Origin of the sequence: Flammeovirga pacifica (assembly GCF_000807855.2) — a bacterium.
In the GTDB taxonomy this organism is placed as follows: domain Bacteria; phylum Bacteroidota; class Bacteroidia; order Cytophagales; family Flammeovirgaceae; genus Flammeovirga; species Flammeovirga pacifica.
Genome location: NZ_JRYR02000002.1, coordinates 1,022,406 through 1,047,270, shown reverse-complemented (window position 1 = coordinate 1,047,270; position 24,865 = coordinate 1,022,406). Strand labels below are relative to the sequence as shown.

At 34.1% G+C, this 24,865-nt stretch carries 14 protein-coding genes; 7 read left to right on the top strand and 7 right to left on the bottom strand.

All coding sequences use genetic code 11. The annotated features are described in order from the left end of the window. Window positions 1–47: 47 nt before the first annotated feature. Complete coding sequence (gene rocD / locus NH26_RS23045; RefSeq protein ID WP_242427367.1) at window positions 48–1,286, top strand: ornithine--oxo-acid transaminase; 1,239 nt, start codon at window positions 48–50, stop codon at window positions 1,284–1,286. Window positions 1,287–1,446: 160 nt separating this feature from the next. On the opposite strand, the gene aldA is transcribed toward rocD, so the two are convergent. After that, window positions 1,447–2,913 (bottom strand): aldehyde dehydrogenase, encoded by a 1,467-nt coding sequence (gene aldA, locus NH26_RS23040; protein ID WP_044227644.1) that lies wholly within the window; start codon window positions 2,911–2,913, stop codon window positions 1,447–1,449. A 205-nt stretch (window positions 2,914–3,118) separates the two neighbouring features. On the opposite strand from aldA, the gene NH26_RS23035 reads away from it, so the two are divergent. The 4 genes from NH26_RS23035 to NH26_RS23020 all read left to right on the top strand — a co-directional run bounded on the left by NH26_RS23035 (window position 3,119) and on the right by NH26_RS23020 (window position 6,804). After that, the gene (locus NH26_RS23035; protein ID WP_084812349.1) at window positions 3,119–4,000 is read left to right on the top strand and encodes a class II aldolase/adducin family protein; all 882 of its coding nucleotides are present in this window, start codon (window positions 3,119–3,121) and stop codon (window positions 3,998–4,000) included. Window positions 4,001–4,108: 108 nt separating this feature from the next. After that, window positions 4,109–4,879, top strand: a complete 771-nt coding sequence (locus NH26_RS23030; RefSeq protein ID WP_044227641.1) for a (Fe-S)-binding protein — start codon at window positions 4,109–4,111, stop codon at window positions 4,877–4,879. After that, window positions 4,863–6,245 carry a lactate utilization protein B gene (locus NH26_RS23025; protein ID WP_044227638.1) on the top strand — a complete coding sequence of 461 codons (1,383 nt, stop codon included), beginning with the start codon at window positions 4,863–4,865 and terminating at the stop codon, window positions 6,243–6,245. The genes NH26_RS23030 and NH26_RS23025 overlap by 17 nt, the downstream gene beginning before the upstream one ends. Then, a complete protein-coding gene (locus NH26_RS23020; RefSeq protein WP_158022018.1) occupies window positions 6,223–6,804 on the top strand; it encodes a LutC/YkgG family protein in 582 nt (193 codons plus the stop codon). Before NH26_RS23025 ends, NH26_RS23020 begins: the two co-directional genes overlap by 23 nt. 93 nt (window positions 6,805–6,897) lie before the next feature. On the opposite strand, the gene NH26_RS23015 is transcribed toward NH26_RS23020, so the two are convergent. From NH26_RS23015 to NH26_RS22990, 6 genes are all read right to left on the bottom strand, one after another. After that, entirely contained in the window at window positions 6,898–8,133 is a 1,236-nt protein-coding gene (locus NH26_RS23015; RefSeq protein ID WP_044227635.1) for a DUF3999 family protein, read from the bottom strand. Further along, window positions 8,117–10,465, bottom strand: a complete 2,349-nt coding sequence (locus tag NH26_RS23010; protein ID WP_044227632.1) for a DUF2339 domain-containing protein — start codon at window positions 10,463–10,465, stop codon at window positions 8,117–8,119. Before NH26_RS23010 ends, NH26_RS23015 begins: the two co-directional genes overlap by 17 nt. Before the next feature lie 181 nt (window positions 10,466–10,646). Next, window positions 10,647–12,968, bottom strand: a complete 2,322-nt coding sequence (locus tag NH26_RS23005) for an arylsulfatase (RefSeq protein ID WP_052432239.1) — start codon at window positions 12,966–12,968, stop codon at window positions 10,647–10,649. Between the two features lie 153 nt (window positions 12,969–13,121). Beyond that, the gene (locus NH26_RS23000; protein WP_044227629.1) at window positions 13,122–14,105 is read right to left on the bottom strand and encodes a helix-turn-helix domain-containing protein; all 984 of its coding nucleotides are present in this window, start codon (window positions 14,103–14,105) and stop codon (window positions 13,122–13,124) included. A gap of 67 nt (window positions 14,106–14,172) precedes the next feature. Further along, entirely contained in the window at window positions 14,173–18,171 is a 3,999-nt protein-coding gene (locus NH26_RS22995) for a hybrid sensor histidine kinase/response regulator transcription factor (protein WP_044227627.1), read from the bottom strand. 129 nt (window positions 18,172–18,300) lie between these two features. Then, entirely contained in the window at window positions 18,301–19,860 is a 1,560-nt protein-coding gene (locus NH26_RS22990; protein ID WP_044227624.1) for a sulfatase, read from the bottom strand. Window positions 19,861–20,246: 386 nt separating this feature from the next. On the opposite strand from NH26_RS22990, the gene NH26_RS22985 reads away from it, so the two are divergent. Beyond that, window positions 20,247–23,297 (top strand): SusC/RagA family TonB-linked outer membrane protein, encoded by a 3,051-nt coding sequence (locus NH26_RS22985; RefSeq protein WP_044227621.1) that lies wholly within the window; start codon window positions 20,247–20,249, stop codon window positions 23,295–23,297. A gap of 10 nt (window positions 23,298–23,307) precedes the next feature. After that, complete coding sequence (locus tag NH26_RS22980) at window positions 23,308–24,846, top strand: RagB/SusD family nutrient uptake outer membrane protein (protein WP_158022017.1); 1,539 nt, start codon at window positions 23,308–23,310, stop codon at window positions 24,844–24,846. Window positions 24,847–24,865: the final 19 nt, after the last annotated feature.

The following is a 24,865-nucleotide window of genomic DNA, read 5'->3' as shown; positions in this document are numbered from 1 at the left end:
GAAGAGTTTTAAACTTTAATCTCACATCTAATCAATAGAAAATCATGATGAAATTTTATTCGCAAGAAGCGATCAAACTTGAAAAGAAATATGGTGCTAATAATTACGCTCCATTGCCTGTAGTATTAGAAAGAGGAAACGGGGTGTATGTTTGGGATGTTGAAGGAAGAAGGTATTATGATTTTCTTTCTGCATATAGTGCTGTAAACCAAGGACACGTACATCCTAGAATATTAAACGTAATGATTAAACAAGCATCTAATCTAACGTTAACATCAAGAGCATTCTACTCAGACAAATTAGGTTTGGCAGAGAAAAAGTTATGTGATCTATTTGGTTATGAACGTGCTATATTAATGAATACAGGTGCTGAGGGAAATGAAACAGCCATTAAATTAGCCAGAAAATGGGGATATGAAAAGAAAGGAATTCCTATAAATGAAGCCGTGATTGTAGGCGTAGAGAAAAACTTCCACGGTCGTACAACTACCATTATTTCTGTATCAACTGACCCTGTGGCTACCACTAATTTTGGCCCATTTATGCCAGGATTTGAGATTGTGCCTTATAATGATTTAGAGGCTTTAGAAGAGGTACTTCAAAATCCTAATGTAGCCGGTTTGTGGATGGAACCTATACAAGGAGAAGCAGGTGTTTATCTTCCTGAAGAAGGATATTTAAGAAAAGCCCAAGAACTTTGTCACCGTTATAATGTATTGTTTATGGTTGATGAAGTACAAACAGGTGTAGGTAGAACAGGGAAACTATTAGCTTCTGATTATGAGGAAATAAAACCTGATATGATCATTTTAGGAAAAGCCATTTCAGGTGGTTTTTATCCTGTATCTGCTGTATTAACTTCTTCTGAAGTGATGGATGTATTCCAACCAGGGCAACACGGTTCTACTTATGGAGGAAATCCATTAGGTTGTGCTGTTATGATGGAAGCTTTGGATGTGCTTATTGATGAAAAATTGACCGAAAATGCCTATGTATTGGGTAAAATCTTTAGAGAAAGAATGAGTCAATTATGTGATAAAACAGATTTATTAATTGGTGTTCGAGGAAAAGGTTTGTTGAATGCATTATTGGTCAACGATTCTGAAGATAGTTCTACAGCCACTTTAATTTGTTACGAATTAATGAAAAATGGGCTTCTAGCGAAACCAACTCATGGAAACATTATTCGTTTTGCACCACCATTGGTGATTACAGAAAAGCAAATTGAGAAATGTATGGATATTATAGAAGACGCGGTGTTAAATTTTGAATTGGCAGAAGCCTAAGGTGAATACGGTGTTTACACCTTATAATTTAATTCTCAGGTATCAAACTTTTGTTTGGTACCTGTTTTAGTTTGCTCTTTTTTTAATAAAGTCATTAAAAAAGGCCAAGTGAAATACTTGACCTTTTAAAAATATATTCGTTTATACTAAATTACAAATTTTAGTTTTGTTGGATGTACATTACTTTAGTTTGTAAGTACTCCTCTAAACCATGCTTACCATCAGCTCCACCGATACCAGATTTTCTGAATCCAGCGTGGAATCCTTGAATAGCTTCAAAGTTCTCACGGTTAACATAAGTTTCTCCAAAAAGAAGCTCTTTTGTAGCTCTTAATATATTGTTGATATTATTTGTGTAAATAGAAGATGTCAAACCATAATCACTATCGTTGGCATAATCTATAGCTTGATCAAATGATGAAACTTTCATTACAGGAAGAACAGGACCAAATGTCTCGTCTTGCATGATCTCGTGATGTTGCTCAACATTAGCAATTACTGTTGGCTCATAATAATATCCTTTATTAAACTTCTGAGAAGCACGGCCACCTAATAAAACTTCACCACCTTGTTCAACGGCACGTTTTACCATGCTATCTACTTTCATTAATTGTGTTTTATTAATCTGAGCACTCATATCTGCTTTATCGTCAGTTCTTGCGTCACCAACACGTACTGCTTTCATTGCAGGTAGAAGTTTAGTCATGAATTCATCATATACTTCTTCTTCTACATATACTCTCTCCGCACAGTTACAAACTTGACCACTGTAGATGATTCTTGAAGAAACAATTGCTTTTACAGCTAAATCTAAATCAGCATCTTTACAAACAATAGCAGGTGCTTTACCTCCTAATTCTAGAGAAACTTTAGTGATATTTTTCGCTGCAGCTTCCATCACTTTATGTCCTGCACCAACAGAACCAGTTAAACTGATAATACCTACATCAGGATTTTCAGATAAAGCTTGTCCGATTTCATGTCCGTAGCCAGTTACGATACTTAGAATACCAGCAGGTAAACCAATATTTTCGATTAATCGAGCAAATTCAAGACATACCATTGGAGTTTCCTCACTCACCTTTACAACACAAGCATTACCTGTTAATAAAGATGGAGCAATTTTACGTGCCATTACAAAGAATGGGAAGTTCCAAGGACAAATACCTACAGCAATACCGATAGGTAATTTGTGTAACATCATTTGCTCACCTGGGCGATCACTATTAATTACTTCACCTTCGTAAGTACGAGCCATACCCGCATAGTAATCAAAATAAACAGCAGTGACATCAATTTCAACTTGCGCCAATCCCATTACTTTAGCTTGTTCAGTAGATAGTGTTTCTGCAAGAAAAACACGGTTTTCTCTAATGACTTGAGCCATTTTCTTTAAATATTCAGCTCTTTCAACAGCAGGTAGTAAACCCCAATCTGTTTGAGCAGCTTTTGCTGCAGATACAGCTCTGTCAGCATCATCTTTAGTTCCTCTTGGTGCTAAAGCGATGATTTCTTCTGTACATGGGTTAAGTACTTCAATATGTTCTGTAGTACTAGAAAAAGAACCTGCGATAAATTGTTGGTACGTTTTTACTTCTGTTCCAACTGATGTTGCAAAATCTGTCATAGTGTTATATTATAATTGTAATGTTATTTTTTTTGGATGTTCCATTTCAGGATATGTGTGCAATCTACAATTATAGTTTCAGGTTAATTTCCTGTGGTTTCCTGTATATACATCAGGAAACCCAAGGATACTATTAGAAATGAGATCTTTTATGTTTGTAATGTGATATTTAATTAAGAAATGAAAAAAATAAACATATAAAGAAATGAACGCAACATCACCAATTAAAGCGAAAAAAATTAATAAGAAGGAGAAGTCAGAATCTAACTGGAAGATCACTCCTGAATTACCAAAATTGGAATTTGACTGGGAAAAAGGTCAAGACCCAGTAACAAGAACTGAAGTAGAATTATTCTACAAATCTAAAGCGATCAAAAAGCTTAGAAAAGATATCTGTTCTGTGGGTAGAAGACTATGGGAAAGAGGTTACACAGACGGTAACGGTGGTAACATTACGGTACGTGTAGGTGATAACTTAGTACTTTGTACTCCTACTTTGATCTCTAAAGGTTTAATGAAGCCAAAAGATATCTGTTTAATTGATTTAGACGGTAATCAAAAGGCTGGTTTTAGACCAAGAACATCAGAAGCTTTAACGCACTTGGCTATTATGAGAAGAATGCCATCGGCTAAGGCTTGTGTTCACGCACACCCTCCTCACGGTACTGCATTTGCAATTGCCTCTATTGTACCTCCAACAGGGGTTATTCCTGAAGCGGATATCTTCTTAGGTCAAATGGGATTGGCAAAATATGAAACTCCAGGTTCTCCAGAAAACGCAGAAGTTATCGGTGAAACAGCTATCGATCACCAAGCAGTATTGATGGAAAATCATGGTGTGATTGTGTGGGGTAGTCATTTAGAAGACGCTTACTGGAAAATGGAAAACGTTGAAGCTATCTGTCAAACAGTGATGGTAGCTACAGTAGTTAGCCCAGAAATTTCTTGTGTAGGTCTTGATAAAGCAAAAGATATGATTGCTATTCGTCAGAAATTAGGAATGTACGACAAGCGTGCAAACTGGTCTGATGAAGAGTTACTACAAAACGGTTATTACAAAAAGGCCAAAGTAGTCAATAGAAGATAATATGTAGTGTGACTCATTATTTATTTTCAATTAATTATCTAGTAAAAGTATTGCTTGCAGAATGTTGTAGGCAATACTTTTTCGTACACTAACTTTAAATTATTACTTATGAAAATTGGTTTATTTATTCCCTGTTATGTAAATCAGTTTTACCCCGAAGTGGGAAAAGCTACGTTACAACTATTACAAAAATATGGTGAAGTAGGCTATCCATCAGGACAAACATGCTGCGGTCAGCCAATGGCTAATGCAGGTTGTGAAAAAGATGGGGTAGATGCTTTAAAAGTTTTTTACGACAATTTTAAATCCTACGATTATGTTGTAGGTCCTTCTGCCAGTTGTGTATTGCACATCAGGGAACATGGTGAGAAGTTATATCCTAACATGAAACCTATTCTTGACAAGGTATTTGACTTAACAGAGTTTCTTTTTGATGTGGTGAACGAAGAAAACCTTATAGGTAGTTTTCCTCATAAAGTTGCGATACATAAATCTTGTCATGGTTTAAGAGGAATGCGTTTAGGACAGTGTTCTGAAAGAGTGACTTGTAACCCTTCTAAGCAAGATGAGCTGATCAAGCAAGTTCAAAATGTAACTTTAGTTCAGCCTCAAAGAGCAGATGAATGTTGTGGTTTTGGTGGTACGTTTAGTGTTGCCCAGCCAGATGTATCAGTAAGAATGGGTAAAGACAGAATTAACGATTACATACAATCGGGAGCAGAATATATTACCTCTGGCGATATGTCTTGTTTGATGCACTTGGATGGAATTATCCAACGTCAAAAATTACCGATCAAAGTAATTCACCTTGCTGAAATTTTAGCTTCGAATTCAACATTAGCTTCCAACGAAAAACAACATCATGTCGACGCAATATAAAACACATCAAGAAGGGGCAAAGGAATTTAATAAAAATCCTGATCGTGTAACTTGGCATGATAAGGCACTTTGGTTCGTTCGAGAAAAAAGAGATATATCGGCTCATTCTATTCCAGAATGGGAAGAATTAAGAGAAATTGCTTCTCAGGTAAAAGCACATTCATTATCTCATTTAAATAAATATTTAGAACAGTTTGAAGAAAATGCTAAAGCCAATGGCGTTCATGTACATTGGGCAAAAGATGCAGCAGAACACAATCAAATTGTGCATTCTATCTTAGAAAAACATAAGGTAAAGAATGTCGTTAAAAGTAAATCGATGCTTACGGAGGAATGTGGTTTAAACCCTTTCCTAAACGATAGAGGTATTGAGGTAGTAGATACAGATTTAGGTGAGCGAATTGTACAATTGGCCAATGAGCATCCTAGTCATATTGTATTGCCTGCCATACACAAGAAAAAAGAAGAAGTAGGTGAGTTGTTTCATGAACACTTGAATACCGAAAAAGGAGCCTCTGATCCTACCTACTTAACAAGAGCTGCAAGAACACATTTAAGAGAGAAATTCTTGAATGCTGATGCGGCCATTACAGGAGTCAATTTTGCGGTTGCAGAAACAGGTGGCTTTGTAGTGTGTACCAATGAAGGAAATGTAGATATGGGAGCCAATCTTGCTCCGGTACACATTGCTTGTATGGGTATCGAAAAGCTAATTCCAAAGGTGGAACATTTAGGCGTTTTCCTGAGATTGTTAGCAAGAAGTGCTACAGGACAGGCAATTACTACCTATAGTTCACATTTCCACCGTCCAGCAGAAGGAAAAGAATTACATATTGTCTTGGTAGATAACGGTCGTACCGAACAACTTGGGCGCGAAGATTTTAGAAAGTCTTTAAACTGTATTCGTTGTGGTGCTTGTATGAACACTTGCCCTATCTACCGAAGAAGTGGAGGACATAGTTATACCTATACTATTCCTGGTCCTATTGGCGCGATACTCTCTCCAGGAAAAGACTTGAAGAAACATAGTTCATTACCATTTGCCTCTACGTTATGTGGCTCATGTAGTGATGTTTGTCCTGTGAAAATTGATATTCATACTCAGCTTTATAAGTGGAGACAGTTGGTGATGAAAGAAACTAACTATGAAAAATCGAAACAAGTAGGGATGAAATTCGCAGGTAAAGCTATGGGAAGCCCTTCTCTTTTTAATTTGATGGGAAAGGTGGGAAATATCTTTTTGAAAGGACCTCGTGCTTTTATCTATAATGGTTTGAATGCTTGGGGTATTGATAGAGAACTTCCTGTTCCGACTGAAACTTTTGATGATTGGTTCAAAAAAAATGAGAAGAAAAATGACAAGTAGAGAGAAAATATTATCAGCCATTGAAGGAATCAATTTACCTTCTAAAGAACTTCCTATTACACCCATTTTTGAAGGCCTTTCTGAAGATAAACATGCGTTCTTTTTTGAGATGCTAAATACCCTTGGGGTAGAAGTGATTGTTAGTGATAATGACGATCAATTAAAGGATATCATTAAAGAAAAACAACAAGATGGCAAGGTCTATTCTTCTATTCCTGATTTAGGTGCAGATGATCTAACAGTAAATAAGGATGAGATGGCCAATTTGAACTTATCAGTGATAGAAGGTCAATTAGGAGTGGCAGAAAATGGAGCTATTTGGGTGAATGGAGAGGATTTAAAACACCGATCTTTAACCGCCATTGCCTCTCATTTATTGATTGTGTTGCCTTATCACAAAATAGTTTGGAACATGCATGAAGCCTATACTTATATCAAACCACAAGATCATGGGTATGGTGTTTTCATTTCAGGTCCATCAAAAACAGCTGATATTGAACAATCTTTAGTGAAAGGAGCACATGGTGCAAAATCACTTATCGTATATATTCAAAAATAATTAAGTGGATAGATTATTTTAAACTATCATTTATATAAATAACAAAGGTTGCCCCATGTATTAATGAGGCAACCTTTTGCTTTTTAAACAGAATTACTCTGCTTTCATCATTTTTACTGCAAAGCCTCCCAAAACAACAACCATAATAAGCATGATTGCCCAAAGCCACATTTCATTTTCAAATAGAGGGGCTTCTTTTTCCTTTTCTACTTTCTTAATTTTGATAGGAGTACTTAGCGTTAATTTTGATAAGTTTTCAGGAATATTCTTCCTAAAATGTTTGATATCATAATCTACTGCATAGACCTTAAGTCCATCGTAAGCGATAAAATACTTGGCCTCTTCTGTAAAGCGAGTAAGTAAGGAATATCGATTTCCTTCTGCTTGAATACTTCCGATAGTCAAAGGTTGATTTTGTCTATTGTAGATCTCAATTTTTAATTTCTGAATCGTAGTACTTTTGAAGTTTACCTCATTTTTATCTACAGAATTAAAAGTGTAGTTTTTTAATCTAACGTAAGAGTATTTCCAACCTTTTTCTGTTTTAACACTATCAGCTAAATATTTAATGGATGCATTTCTGTAAAAATCAAAAGTATTATTGAAAGTGAATTTAAGATGATTAATCCTCACTTTTTTACCAAAATCAACTTCAATCTCAGAGGTATTTTGCTTTTTAATTTCATTGACTTGAAAATGCTGAGGCGTATAGTTCTTGATATTCCCTTCATCTACTATCTTTTGAGTGATTTTAGCTGAAGTAAGTTGAGGCTTCTCTTTACTTTCAATTTTTAATCGGAAATAAGGGTAATTAGAAGAAGGGAAATTTAAGTCTGTAAATTGATAATCCATATGATCATTTTTGATGGATAACAATCGATAATCTTTTACAATAGTATACCATTCTTTCTGATTTTGACTTCCTTCTAAAGCTACTTTCCAATCAAAATTATCTATGCCAAAAACCAATTGAATTTGATTGATAGCTTCTTGATTAGATAATGCAAAAGTATAGTAATACCCTTTACTATTTTGTACAGAGTTGATCTGCTTAAATTCTACCTCTTTTGTGGTTACTTTTTTAGGCTGAAAGTCTAAAATATAGGGTGCGATAATAGTATCGTTCGAGGCGGTAATACCAAACACTCTTATATCAGATAATCTCTGATTGCATTGACCAATGATATGATCTGTCAATTCTATGGTATGCCATTGATCTTGGATACCATTCAAATCACTTTTATAATCAAATTGATCAACCGTCTGACTGTAACCAAAGAAACTGATGATATACAATAGAATAGCTATGGTTTTATGAAGGGTTTTCATCAGTTATTTTATGTTTGAATTTGTTGTACAAGAATGAGATGATCAAAAGTAAAATACCTAAAGACACAAATACAATGGTCTTAGCAATGGTATCTAGATGAATGATATCGTAGAAGAAAAGTTTTAAAAGGGTGAAACCGAATAAAAACATAGCTCCTAATCGAAGGTGTTTTTGATTTCTTCCAATACCTAAACTAATTAAGAATAGTGCATATACTCCCCACAGAATACTTAACCCTAGTTTATACGATTGAGTAGATTCTGCTAAGTCCATCCAGTGAATCAATTCACTACTAAGTATCCACAAAATGGTGACATGAAGAAAAGCATTTCCGAAAAGCTTCATTTTTTCAGAGAATAACCCTTTTATCAGTAATTGATGACCTGCAAAGAGTATTAATCCTAAAAATACAAATGAAATATAACGTATGACAATATTAAAATTAGAAATAATGTAATACTCTGATTCTTCTCTAAGGATATAATTTTCTCTTAATTCACTGATTATGTATAAACCATGGAATAGGAAAGAGATGATACTAAAACCAATAAGCACTAAAGAAACACGACTTAACTTTTTGTCTTTAAGTTTGTAACTATTCAGTAGACTTAAAACTGATAAGAAAAGGAAAGTATAAATATAATTCCAAACTCCAGCAAGTGTTCTGATGTTGTGGTTGTGTACAGAAGGTTTCCAAGACATATTTTCTTCAGCAGGCAATTTAATAGAAGAAGCCGAATACTGAAGATCAAAATAATAATTCAATTCTAAAGAAAAAGTAAAGAACAATACAAATAGCGTAAACCCAGGGATCACATTCGAAATTATTTTATTTAAAAATGCTTTCTCTGTAAGAGTAGTTTTGCTCTGTGATTTCATCAAATAAGTCATAAACCCAAAGCATATGACAAAGAACAAATTGGTGAAAAAGTGAATATTGATAAACTGAGTAAAAGATTGATTCCAACCTAAATAAGAATCGTCCCAATCCATTATCAAACTAATAAATGATAAGAAAATGAGAGGATGAGAAAACTTCTCTAAGTAAGAAATTTGCATTTTTCTACCCAACCAAAATAAAAGAACAGCTTCACCTGTCCAGAATAAAGTAACCCATTCTCCATCCAATTGAATAGGGAATGTAATGGTAGCAAAAATCAAAACTAAACCAGCTATTAACTTAAGTAGTGACTTTTCTACATATTGCTTTTTATAAATATAGAATGCCACAGAAGCATGTAATAATGCATTAAATAGGGTAAAGACGCCTAAATAATCTGATGTTGCACGATTACCATCTAATAAGCTCAAGCCAATTCCAAAAAAGATAAACGCATTACTTAATAAAATAGTGATATTTACTTTCTCTAATTTTTCCTTGTTGATTAATTTATAAGCAAGGGAAGTCACATAGAAAATAACGAAAAAGACAAATAAGAACAGGAAGGCAATACCGAAATCTTTAGAACTGCTATAAGCAAATGCATACCATGTACTAAATATCAAGTTCGTTAAAAAGAAGGTGGTGTAGTACAGAAGTTTCCATAACTTTTTGAAGGATATCACCAAAATCCCAATATTGATCATGGCAATATAAGAGAATAAAATAGAGACATTTCCTGTACCGCTACTTAATAAATAAGGCAAGGCATACGCACCCACTAATCCAATGATGGCAATAACTTGTTTATTATAATTTAATGCAGCAACCACTGTGAATACAGTAAATAATAGCATTAAAGCAAAAGTGACCATTTGTGGAATTAAGTCATAAAAACTGTAGGCGGCAAAAGTAATGAAATACATAATGGCCATTGCACCACTGACTAAGACCGCACTAAAGTTGAGATAATTCTTTTTCAACTTCATCCCAAAGCCCATTAACCCTAAGGCAGTCATATATCCTAGAATTATTCTAGTCAGTGGACTAATAAGATTATTATCAATAGAGTATTTGGCACCAATAGCCACACCAATAATGGTAATAAGGATACCGATTTTATTGATGAGGTTCTCTCCAATAAATCTTTCAAAGTCAGATTTTTCTCTTGGTTTTTTCTCCTTCACTACCTTTTTAGTCGAAGTGGCAGCTACAACAGGTTGTTCCGCTTTTGGCTTCACATCCATGTCCAAGATCTCTTGAAAAATATCTTCTTGCTTCTTTTCCGTAACAGGAGGAGTTATTCCCTTTTCCGTAGTGGGTTGAAGGTTACTTTTTAGAGCTTTTAATTCGAATTTTAAATCATTTATTTCACGATTAAATGTTTCTTGTTTAGTCGCTAATTGATTTATTTTAAATTCGAGTTGCTGTATTTTGTTGTCGTTAGTCATAAAAAAATCGAATGGATTCGATGGTTACTAACTTATCAAATAGTAGTTAGATTTGGTATAGATTATTCTTGGACTATTTGTAAGTAAAAATCTAAGATAATAAAAAGGAAGGGTTTTATGATGAATAAGAAATAAAAATCACCGTAATACAAATTGCATTACGGTGATCAATTTAATTGAATTACCTAATAATATATTCCACATAGTGGATTTTGCTAGTGTATTTGAATGGTCCAATATAATCCTCGCTTACTGTTGAACCTAAGTCCATACCTATATCTGTGGTCTCGGTTACCGCAAAACGTATAGGTACTGTTTTATTGATTTTAGTTTCTCCAACACATTGTTGGTTGATGTATAATTGTGCAGTTCCTCCTCCGCCCCAAGCATCGGATTCTTGCATGTATATTAATTCAATCTCATTCTCTCCTTCCTTAAGAGGAATACTAGAAGTGATATTATATCGCTCTCTATTAAAGAAGTTGTAGGTATAATGCAGTGCATTGTCTTTGATATACATACTGTATCCGGCTACATTACCACCGACAGCGACAATCACCCCTTCATCTCCGTTTTTAAACTCTACTTTTGATTTTATACTATGACTCTTAGAATAAACAGGAGGCGTACCACCTTCCGGAATCCTAGTTGTGCCTTGATAATATTTGAAGTGCTTTTTACCTCTTGTAATGGAAGGTCTTAATGGATTTAATGCTCTTTCTGCATATCGATCGTCTAGAGGGTAAACATTATATTTTTTAGCCTCTTGATCAAAAATCTCAATCATCTCTTTTAATTTTTCTGGATGCTTTTCGGCTAAATCATTGGCTTGAGAAAAGTCTTCTTCTACATTGTACAACTCCCAATGAACGCTATCAAAACCCACTGATCCTGTAAACTTCCATGGCACTCCATGAAAAGCGGAGGCTACCCAACCCTCGTGATAAATGGCATGATGCCCACCTACCTCAAAGTACTGTGTCTTTCTTGTACTTTCTTTTTCTGCATCCTCAAAAGAATAAGACATAGAAGTACCTGCTAAAGGAATTTGAGTGGCACCATTTACTTTTTTAGGGAATTGAATATCAGCTGCCTCATAAATGGTAGGAGCGATATCAACGACATGATGAAATTGTGTACGCTTTTCTCCTTTTGATTTTATTTTCTCAGGCCAAGAAATAACAAGTCCGTTTCTTGTACCTCCAAAGTGTGATGGTACTCTTTTCATCCATTGAAACGGAGCACATCCAGCCCATGCCCAAGGCACTGCATAATGGTTTTCAAAATCTTTACTTCCCAACTCATCCATCACTTTTAATTGCTCTTCTAAGTTATCAGGAAAGCCATTTTGTACCATCATATTATTGATGGTTCCCATTGGTGTGCCTTCACCACTTGCACCGTTATCACCTACAACATAAATCACCATAGTGTTTTCTCCACCGGGTAGACCCTTGGCTGCTTTTAAAAGTTCACCTACATAATGGTCTGTGTGTGCAAGGTATCCAGCAACAACTTCCATCTGACGAGCATATAACTTCTTTTCATCTTCTGATTGCTCTTCCCAAGTTTCAATATCTTCAGGACGTTCAGTCAGCTGAGTCTCTTGAGGTACAATACCCATTTTTTTCTGACGTTCGATGGTTTTCTCTCTCATTGCATCCCAACCATCATCAAACTTGCCTTTATATTTTACAATCCATTCTTTCTGAACATGGATAGGAGCGTGTATAGCACCTGTAGAAAAATATGCGAAATACGGTTTGTCAGGATTTAAAGATTTTTGTTGTTGTATCCATTTTATGGCATCCTTCGATAAATCTTCTGTTAAGTGATACCCATCTTCTGGTTTTAAAGTAGGCTCAACAGCTAATGTGTTTTTATACAATTGAGGTTCGTATTGACTTGTTTCTCCTCCTATAAAACCATAGAAATATTCGAAACCAAGTCCAGTGGGCCATCGGTCAAAAGGGCCTGTTTGATTGGTTTCCCAATCTGGGGTATTATGCCATTTGCCCCATGCTGCCGTATTATAGCCATTTGCTTTAAGCACTTCAGCAATACTTGCGGCATCTTGTTCCCAAATACTATTGTACCCTGGAAAGCCTGTAGACATTTCTGAGATAGTACCAAATCCAGTTTGATGATGATTTCTACCTGTAAGCATTGCGGCTCTAGTGGCACTACATACGCCAGTGGTATGAAATTGTGTGTAGGAGATTCCCTCTTCCGCGACTTCGTCTAATGCCGGTGTGGCAATAGGGCCACCAAATGTACTGGTTTGTCCAAATCCAACGTCATCCAATATTACTAAAATTATATTTGGAGCCTCTTTAGACGGTTGTATTGGTTGAGGGTAATCTTCTTCAGACTCTGTAAATGTCCTGCCTATTTTACCATTAAATTCTGTCCAATTTTTTGGTAACTCATCTTCTTGTGCTTTGACTATTTGGTAACTTATTATAAGTAATGAGAAAAATATAAATGTGATTAGTTTTTTCATAATTCGACCTATTTGTAATATCAGTATTAATGCGACGAGCATGATTTTTAGCTCAAATTGTTATTTTGATATTACAAAGGTGAGGTAGTTTACCGGGTTAAAATAACCTTATTAAGATTAAAAATAACCGAAAAAGGTAAATATGAATGGATCTTAGTTTTGTTTTTGAAATGCTTTTGGAGTAATTCCGTAAAACTTTTTAAACTGTTCTGTAAAATGGCTTAAATTAGAATAGCCGACTAAATGTCCGACTTCAGCAACATTATGTTGAGGTAATAGTAATAGTTTTTTGGCTTCCATCATTCTAATTGATAACCCAAATTGATAAATACTAAATCCGAATATCTGTTTGAAGAGAGTTTGCATTTTCCGTAGGTTCATACCAATAGATTGTGCTAAAGAAGATACTTTTGGAATGTTCTTATAATTCAATTCTATTGTGTCTTTTACTTTAAAAATTAATGCAATATCGGTAGAGTTAATCAACTGATGCTTACCACTTAGATCTCTTTTTTCAACTTGTTGGAAGAAAAGTGTAAGTAGTTGAAAAGATAAACTATACAATTGTAATTTTGAAGTAGATTTGGTCGAAGGTGATATCATACAATCTTTTACTTCCCTAAGCTTATCAATAATTTCTAATGTGGGAGTTTCGTATAAAAAGAAGTTATCCTGATTTAAAATAATGGTATTGATGTAATCATTATTTTCTGGTACTAACGTTTTCAACCAACTTTTATGAATGAAAATGGTCAGATTCTCTATTTGCTCATTTTTAGGAAATTGATATTTAGTTTCGACTTGATTGGACGGGAAAAAGATAGCATGGTCAGAACTCATTCCTACTACTTTATGCTCCGCATTTAATTCTTGTTGAATTCCATTATTTGATAACCAAAATGTGATAGGAAGAACATCTAGATTCTTACTTGCATGACGAACAATATTAATTTCTTGATCTAATTGCAACTGATAAAGCACCAGTAAAATATCATCATTAATTACTTGCTGAATAAAGGTGCCTCGTCCCAATTGGCTTGGAAGATCAAACTGATTACCCTTAAAGTTTACATTCAATTGTTCTGCGAGCAGAGGTAGGAAACCATCTATGGTATCCACACGAAATTCAATTTGCATAAGTCTTTCTTTAACCAATTGTAATTTACAAGAGACTTTTTATTTTTCGTGCATTTACAGATAAAACTTAAGAGTTTTCTAATGTTTGACTGTATTGATCGACATCAACCCCATATTGTTTCTTAAATTCTCTTTTGAAATACCTCACATCATTAATTCCTACATTTTCTGCTAACTCCTTTATTTCTATATCATTGTCTAGAAGCATTTGTGCGGCTTTTTTTAATCGTACTGATCGAATAAAAGCAACAATAGTAGTATTTGTAACAGATTTGATTTTTCTATACAAAGTTGACTGACTCATACACATATGATTGGATAATGAGTCGACATTAAGAGCTTCACTATCAATATTCTCTTCTATATAATCTACTGCTTTTTTGATAAATACTTCATCATCTGAAAGCTTTTTAGGAGGTGTTTTAATAACTTCCTTTTTAGTAACTGCAGGTTGAAGTTGTGACTTATAAAAAGCAATAAGTTGTGCTTTATAAGCCAAAATGTTTTTGACTTTTTCCTTAATTACCTTACTATTAAAAGGTTTTCTGAGGTAATCATTCGCACCAATTTTTAAACCAGTAATTTCACTATCGGTTGTGGCATTGGCTGTTAATAGAAGTATAGGAGTATTTTGATAATCAGGATGCTCTTTTACCTTCTGACACAATTCCATACCATTCATCACAGGCATCATTACATCAGAGATAATTAAATCCACTTCATTTTTTTCTAATAGTTGATAGGCTTTTAAACCATTTTCTGCTTTTATGATTTGATAGTCTTTAGAAAAAATATCTTCGAGATAGATTAAAATATCGTTGTTATCATCTACCAATAACAAACGAGGTTTGTCATCAGAGTTTACCTCAGTAAGGTTTTGAATTTCCCCATTGCTTTGTTCAACTTTGGCATCAAGAATTGGTAACTCGACTGTAAATTCACTTCCTTTACCGTAATCACTTTTTACATAAATATCACCGCCATGTAAATTGATAATACTCTTTGATAAAGCCAATCCAATTCCCGTTCCTTTTTGAGAAGGATTATCTGATGTATCACCTTGATAATAGCGGTTAAATATTGATTTTAGATCATGTTCTTTGATACCAACCCCCTGATCTTTGATACGAATTAAAATATGATCATTCACCTTCAATTCGATTTGAATACTTTTACCTTTTGGGGTGAATTTAATAGCATTGGATAATAAATTATTGATCACTATTTCAATCTTTTCCTGATCGAGTTTGTACAATTGATTTTCACTTACTTTGGATTGAAAATCAAGGTTTAAACCTGAAAATTTGATCAAGGACTGAAATTCCCAACACTTATTTTCTATCAGTTTTCTAATGGAAATATATTGATAACTAAGCTCTAACTTCTTACTTTCCATTTTCCTGAAATCCAACAACTGATTCACAAGTACTAAGAGGTTATCTGCATTTTTATTGATAATCTGAAGCTTATTTCTGTATTGTTTAGGTAACTCAGTATCATCTAATAATTCTTCTAAAGGAGAATGTATTAAGGTAAGAGGAGTCCTGATTTCATGAGAAATATTAGTGAAAAACTTCACTTTAGCTTCAGTGATTTCATGCTCCTTTTCTTTCTCTAGATTAATTAACCGTACCTCGTTTTCAAGCTTTTCTTTACGAATAAAGAAAGTGAAAATACTATATAAGATCAGCCCAAAAAGGATAAGATAAATCACATAAGCAGTTGTCGAAAACCATGGAGCAGGAGACATGTTAATAATCAATTGATTGATTTCCCCACACTTACCATATTTACAAGCTTTGATTTCTATAATATTTTCTCCAACGGGTAATTGTGTTATTGTAATGCTAGAAGAATGTTGATTGTCAATCCATTGATCTGAAATAGTTTTTATTCTATAGTGATAATCAATATTTTTCTGATCAATATTATCTGTTGTATTGATACTTAATCGAATGACTTTTTCTTTATAAGAAAGATCAATTTTTTTTGTAAAAGGAAGGGCTTCTTCTAAGATAACATGATTATTCAACGTGTCATCAACTCCAATCAAACGATTATTGATATTTAGTTGGGAAAAGTACACGTCGGACAATTTATTTTTTGAAGCAATAAAATGAGGAGAAAAGACAATCAAACCTTTTTGTCCTCCAAAATAGATTAAATCTTTATGGTTAAATACAGCACTAACATTGACTGATGAAATATCTACACCGTCTTCTTTTGTATAATTTTGTATGGTTTTAGTCTCTAAATTCAAGCAACTAATTCCTTTTGATAATCCAAGCCAAACTTGATCTTGATCGTCAACTGTAATGGCATTTACACCGTTGTTTTCTAAGCCATTTTTATGATTATAAAAACCCAATGATTTTATGTTTTCTCCACTTACATCCAGAACTAATAAACCATTGGCACTTCCAACAAATAGTAAATTTTTTGTTGGGTGTTTATATAATGAAAGAATGATGTTAGAGGGAAACCCAAATTTTCCTTTTAGATCAATGAAAGTCGATGTGCGTGTTTTTGTGTTGAATTTGTACAATCCATTAAACGATCCTAACCACAAATGGTCTTCATCGGCAGGAATGATATGTTCAATACGATCTGCTTCAAAGTAAAATTGGTTTTTATTTTGGGGATTGTAATAATCAATCTTTTCGAGATTAAAGCGTTCATTGGTATTAAAAACGGCTAAACCATTTTGCTGAAGTCCCACCCACATTAGATTATCTTGTGGATCATAGTATAGACTTTTGATTTTTCTAAATTTAGAAGAACCATAGGAGAAGATATTTTTAGTAGGATCATTCAGTGGTAACACCATTAAACCTTCTGAAGTACCCACATACATTTTCTGACCAATACTACTAAATGATGAAATCACTAAATTATCCGAAGAAGGTAGAATTGAATACTTTGTATCATGAACTCCTTTATAAGCAATTCCGCCATTCTTAGTTCCAATCCAATGCGCACCATATTGATCCACAAAAATGCAGTTAATGTTATTGTCAGTTAGTCCAATTGGGGCTTTAAAAGTATCTACAATCTTATAGAAACCTCTATTCTCTATTAATTTAACAACGCCACCATGAGTAGTTGTGATCCAAATCATATCATTGTTGTCAATAAAAATATCGGTTACTCCTTGATAGTTTTTATTGAGTTCATGTGGAGGGGTAAGCTCGATTTTCTTGAAGATAGATTTCTCTGGGTTACTTCGATAAAGACCGTTTTTCCAAGTACCTACCCATAAACGTCCTTGTTGGTCAATCCTTATAGAATTGATTAAACGTAACTGCTCATCGTTCTCGCCAATAAATTTCTTCGTTTTTTTATCTTTTATAGAGTATTCATAAACACCTTTAGAACTACCAAAATAGAGGGCATCTCTTTTATTGTCGTATATAATCTTTGTTATCCACTGTACAGTTTTTATGGGGTGTTTAATAATTTTATTTCTATTGATATCATATTCTGAAAGGTTTCCAGAAGAACCAAACCAGACATTACCATCATTTACCTCTTGAATAGATTGAATAACTTTATTATTGGGCTGATGGAAAATTATTTTTTCTGTTGATAAATCCAATACAAAAAATCCACTCATCCAAGTACCAATACATAAATAACCATTTGTGGTTTCTTTAAGAGCTGTAACCCTAAGGAAAGTATTATTGCTTGTATATTTTTTAAATAGATGATTGTAGCTAACAAACTGATCTTTAGCAATATTATAGTGTGATAATCCTCCACTTTTGGTACCGACCCAAAGAATATTGTTAGATCCCAATTCTAGTGTTTCTATGTCTTCACTAAAAAATTGATCATAACGTTTTGAAGGTTTTAAATAGTCAAAACCTTGAGCATCTAGTTTCACAATTCCTTCACTGCTCGCAAACCAAAATTGTCCTAGATTATCTTTTACCACTCTTGTTACAGAATTATTGGACAGTCCATTGGAAACGTTTAAATATTCGTATAAATAATCCGTTTTAGTTTCCGAGTAACATAGGTGAGATAGTAATAAAAATGATAATAAGTAGTTTAGTAATTTGTTCATTCAGTCATACATTATTTATATATATCCCCAAATAACCTATTTTTTATTAGAATTAGAGAATCGGACCATAGTAATGTGTGTTAATACTTTTCCGATTCTCTAATCAATTACCCTACAGAAAGGGGAGATTTAGTCAATAATCCTTTGAGAACCCCACCAATCATTATTGGGTTGGAAATCTTCTCCAAGCATTTCTTTTCTTTTACTTTCAAGAGATCCCATCTTTTTGGTTCTTACTTTATCCAAGAATTTCTCTTCTTTTTCTAAAGACCAAGTATTGTCTTTTTCAGGATATTGTGCGCCTAACTCATTAAGGTAAGTAAATAAGGAATCACTTAGATTTTTAACGATGTTAGGGTAATCATCAGCAATATTATTTTCTTCTTTAGCGTCTAACTCAAGATTATAGAGTTCTTCTCGGTTATCTTCATAATAGTGAATCAATTTCCATTTACCAGAACGAATTACTGAACTAGGTTCACCTCCTTGATTACCATAGTGAGGGTAGTGCCAAACAATAGAACGATTGTCGATGGGTTTCCCATAAAATAACGGTGCAAGGCTTACACCATCCTGATGCTGTTCAGGATATTGAGGTAGTCCAGATAGTTCTAATAGTGTAGGATAAAAATCTGTATGAGTAACAGGTACATTAGAATGTACATTTTTTTGTTTTAACCAAGGTACACTAATGATATAAGGTGTTCTTAAACCTCCTTCAAACTGATAACCTTTTCCTCCTCTTAATGGTAAGTTTGATGTAGAAAAAGCATCTCCAGCAGATACCCCGCCATTATCACCAGTAAAAACAACTATCGTATTTTCACTTAATCCTAATTCTTTTAATGATTGCATCACATGTCCTACAGCATCATCCATTGATTCTACTAAACCTGCGTAAACAGGATTATCTTGATGCTGACGAATAGGAAGAAATTTACCCATTTTATATCCTACAGAATCCACTCCCTTTTCTACCGCTTTATTTCTGTATTTTCTCCATTTTTCTTCTGTTGTTTGAATAGGTCCGTGAACAGCATAAAAAGATAGACAAGCAAAGAATGCTTCCTCTTTGTGCTCACTCATAAACTGTACAGTTTCTTGTGCTAACCTCATACTTAGGTTTTCACCTTTAGGACCATCTTCTAGTTTAGGGTTTTTGTAAGGAGAAAAATAACCACCTCTAGGACTTCCAGCATGGAAACCACCTTTATTAATATCAAAACCATGATCTTCAGGAAGAGATCCTTCACCACCTACATGCCATTTACCAGCAAAGAAAGTGGTGTAGCCATTGGCTTTAAATGCTTCAGGCATGGTAATGTAAGAAGTATCTAATTGATGATTATAATAAGCGGGGAGAAGTTTATTGAATCTTTTTTGTTTCCTCCATTTTTCTCCTTCAGGAGCACCAATCCAATCCGTAATACCATGTCTTGCTGGAGATTTACCAGACATAATACTTGCTCTTGATGGGCTACAAACCTGACAAGATGCATAACCTTGATCAAATTGAACACCTTTTGCAGCAATTTGATCTATATGTGGTGTTTCGTAATATTTTGAATTTGTAGTAGACAAATCATGTGCTCCGAGGTCATCAGCTATTATTAATAAAATATTGGGTGTTTTACCTGGAGGCTGATAAGACTTCTTTTGTTCGCTCTTACAAGAGACGAATATAGACATTAGAAGTAATGCGGAATAAAATTTTGATAAGTGTATCATTGACAAACATTAAAAAATGGTTAACAAAATAACCGTTGCAAATACATCAACAAATATAGCTATATTCTTATCTTCGCATAATGACTATATTCTTCATTTGTTGTCTAAATTCATCAAACTTTTTGAAGATTAAAATTGATGTATACTTTTAAATAACTGAAAATCAATAACCAAACTAATTAAGTGTAAAATAGTCACATATTGACGAAAATGGACGAGTAAATTATTCAACGTCCTTTCATATTTACATCAACGTTGCAAAGACGCCATTAAATGAAATGAAAAATCAGGAACTCAATTTCAATTTGTTCAGACGAGTTCTTGAGAAAACAATTAAGCATTTTTTTATGAAAAGTTTCTATCAAGCACAGAAGTATCCTTTTCGCTTATTACTTTTATTATGCTTCATATGTATGGGGTATCAATCACAAGCACAAAGCCGAATTGTTTCGGGTGAAGTAAAAGACGAAGCGGGTCTACCACTACCAGGGGTGAATATCAAAATTAAAGGGACTAACAATGGTACAATCACTAATTTTGAAGGAGCATTTAAATTACCTATTGAATCAGAAGAAGACATTGTCATCTTTAGTTTTATGGGTTTTGAACAACAAGAAATTGATGTTCAAACAAAAGAGTTCATCAGTGTTGTATTAAAGGAATCAACAGAATTACTTTCTGAAATTGTAGTCGTTGGTTATGGTACACAAAAGAAAGAAAATCTAACGGGTGCCGTTGGTGTTGTAAATCCTGATAAAGATGTCGGAAACCAAGCAGTAACCAATACTGAGTCTTTATTACAAGGTAGAATTGCAGGTGTTCAACTCACGCAGTCTGGCGGTAAGCCAGGGGCAGGGGCAGAAATCATTATTAGAGGTAACGGTACTTTAAATAACTCAAGTCCATTAGTATTGATTGATGGTGTTCCGGGTAGTATGCAAGATATATTGCCTTCGGATATTGAGAGTATTTCGGTTTTAAAAGATGCTGCTTCAGCATCGATTTATGGTACTAGGGCTGCCAATGGTGTAATCTTAGTGACCACTAAAACTGGTGGAGCTACAGAAAAATTAAAGGTAAACTATAACGGTTATGCAGGTTTACAAAAAGCGACAGTCTTACCGGATTTCTTGGATAGCTGGGATTATATGACGCTTAAAAATGAAGCAAATATTAATGCAGGAAGAAATCCGATTTATTCTGATGAGGAGATGGATATAGCAAGAGCAGGAAGTGATCCTTATAGATATGCCAATACAGATTGGGCAGACGAAACATTTAAAGATGGAGCTTTCTTCCAAAATCATCAAGTGTCGTTATCTCAAAAAGTGGGAAAAACACAATACATGGCTTCTTTAGGTTATTTAGATCAAAAAGGAATTATGTACGGTACTTCTGCGGAGAGAATCAACTACAGAATCAATTTAAAAAGTGACCTCGGAAAAGGATTTAAATTTGGTACTAATTTCTTTGGAGCAATTAAAAAATCAGAAGGATCAGCAGACTCAGACGATCAAGGTGTAATGCGATTAATCGCCAATTCATCTCCTCTAGTACCTGTGTTTAATCAAGATGGTTCTTGGGGATCAGCATCTGGTAACCCTTATGAAATCAATACAAAAAACCCACTGTTTTATGCAACAGAGGCAAGTAGACAATACAATAACTCAAATAAATCTACAATCAACCCTTATTTAGAGTTTACTCCAATAAAAGGATTGACTTTTAAGACCAACTTTAGTTATTCATTTACTCAAGGATTTAACAAATCTCATAAATATGATTTTCAGTTAACAGACAATGATGGTAATGATTCTGATATAACAAGAGTTCAAAATTCATTAGTGGACGCAGCCAATACGTATGAGACTGTTCAGTGGGAAAACACAGCCAATTATACTAAGAGTTTCGGAAAGCATAATATCAATGTTTTAGTTGGTACTACAATGAATTCTTATGCACATAAATGGACGAATGTTAGAGTAACTGATTTACCAAGTAATGACTTAACAGAGATTGGTTCAGGAAGTAACCCTACAGTGAATGGTACTTTTAATGAGTCAAGATTATTATCCTTATTTGGTAGATTTCAATACAATTACGATGATAGATATTTATTGGAAGCTAACGTAAGACAAGATGGGTCATCTAAATTCCCTTCTAATAATAGGTTTGCTGTTTTTCCAGCATTGTCAGCGGGTTGGATATTCTCTAATGAAGGATTTTTAAGTGATGCTGAATTCCTTTCATTTGGTAAATTTAGAGCCAATTGGGGACAGTTAGGTAACGATAAAATTGGTTATTATCCTTATTCTCAGACTTACACTCCTACAGATGGCTATCCTTTTGATGGTTCTTCGATTGCTAATGGCGGTTTAGCAGTAACTGATTTAGCTAATCCAGACATTAAGTGGGAAACAACAACTTCTTATGGTGTAGGTGCTGATTTTGGTTTTTGGGATGATATGTTAACGGTTACTGCAGATTATTTTGTAAAAGATACCGACGATATTTTATTGAAATTACCGATACCAGGAGCTACAGGTATTTCAAATCCTGCTTATCAAAATGCCGGAAGAGTAAAAAACACTGGATGGGAATTGGCTGTAAATCACTTTAATAAAGTGGGAAATTCTGGATTCGAATATAATATTGGATTCAATATCACCAACATTAAGAATGAGATTATTGATATGCAAGGCGAAACGCAGTATATCAATAACCGTCAAGTAAATATGGAAGGTCAAGCTATTGGTTCTTTCTTTGGATATGAGAATACAGGAATCTATAGAACAACAGAAGATTTAGAAAAATATCCTTATATCGATGGACAAACTCCTCAGTTAGGAGACCTTATTTACCATGATATTAATGGTGACGGTGTAATTGATGATCAAGATAGAACAATCATTGGTAACCCTAACCCTGAATATATGTATGGTATTAATCTAGGGGTTGCCTACAAAGGATTTGATTTGAAAATGTTCTTCCAAGGGGTACAAAATGTAGATATTTATTCTTCTGCTACGGGTCATCATAGTGGTGGTGGAAATAATTTAATGAACTGGACTACAGATTGGATGGACAGATGGACACCAGATAACCCGGATGCTTCAAAACCAAGATTGGGTAATGTAAACAATGAGCAAGTATCTTCTTTCTGGGTGGAAGACGCCTCTTACCTAAGGTTAAAGAACGTAGAAGTAGGGTACAATTTTAATGAAAATGTTTGCAGAAAATTAAAAATGCAACAATTCAGACTTTATGTAAACACTACCAATCCTTTAACATGGTCGGAGTTAGGTCATTGGGATCCAGAGAGATATGCTAATCAATCACGAAACGAAGCTTATCCTCAAACAACAACAATCACATTTGGTACAAACATCATCTTCTAAAAGTAGTAACATGAAAAAAGCATTAATCACTCTATTAGGCGCTACATGTTTCTCTTGTAGTAACTATTTAGATTTACAAGATAATAATACACTTAATCAAGATTCATTCTGGAAAACAGAAGATCACTTGAACTTAGCAGTCACTGCAGCCTACGAAAGCTTAACTCCTGAAGAACTTTACGGAAGAGGTATTCGAGATTTGGATTGTATCAGTGATAACGGTTACAACGAATGGACTTGGATGCAATATTGGGATATTTCTGTAGGTCAACATAACCCTGCCACCGATAGAATTGGTTGGGTATGGAATGACAACTACAAAGGTATTCGAAGAGCAAATGAAATTCTGGACAATGCTCCAGGGATGTCAATTAACGCAGAGGCTAAGGATATAGCAATTGGTGAAGCTTTATTTTTAAGAGGATTATTTTACAATAACTTAAACATGTTGTTCAATAATGTTCCGTTAATCTTAAAAGTGGTTTCTCCTCAAGAAGCAAGAATTGAAAAATCTTCTAAAGAAGAAGTATTTGATCAAATAATCGAAGATTTGAGTAATGCCATCGAGCTATTACCTGAAAAAGGTGAATTCGTTGGTAAAATCAATAAATATGCAGCAATAGCTTTAAGAGCAAGAGTGTATTTATATCATCAAGAATATGAGAAAGCATTAAAGGATTGTGAGGAAGTAATCAATTCAGGACAGTACAGACTGATGGATGATTATAAACAGCTATTCACTGCTGAAGGTCAAAATAGTTCGGAATCTATCTTCTCTGTTCAGTTTATTTCTAACATGAGATCAGGTGAGAAGTTTAGTGGTACATATAAAAAGCAGCCTCAATCTCACTTTGGTGTATTACCAAATTTAGTACATGACTTTTATACTAAAAATGGGTTAAAACCAGAAGATGATCCCGACGCAACTCCATTTAGTGTATGGGCAGATGAAAAGGGAGTACCCAAAAGTGCAAAAGAATTAGAAGCAGAAGGGCTTAGTATTTTTGATTATTGGGCTGAGTTTGCAAATAGAGATCCTAGATTAGACCATTCTATTTTAAGAGGTGGTGAACCTTGGTTAGATCAAGAAAAATGGGACAATGTAGTAAAAGCTACAAAGTATGGTATCCAAAAATATATCCGTGAAGAAGTTGGGATGTATGGAGATGGAGATAGAAATTTCATGATAATTAGATATGCTGATGTTTTACTAATGTATGCTGAAGCAAAAAATGAATTTAGTGGACCATCAGGTGATGTATTTAATGCACTAAATCAAGTTAGAAGAAGAGTAGGTATGCCTGATGTTGACGCGTCATTAAACCAAGAAACTTTAAGAGAAGAAATTCGACACGAAAGAAGAGTAGAATTGGCTTTTGAAGGTTTAAGATATTTTGATGAGTTAAGATGGAAAACTGCCAAAAATGACTTCGAAAATAAAGTGATTTTTCATGAAAGAACTTTTAACGAGGGTAAGCATTATTGGTGGCCAATTCCGCAAACTGAGATTGACAGAAATCCCAATTTATCTCAAAACCCAGGTTGGTAATTTTTTAACCTTAATTGAT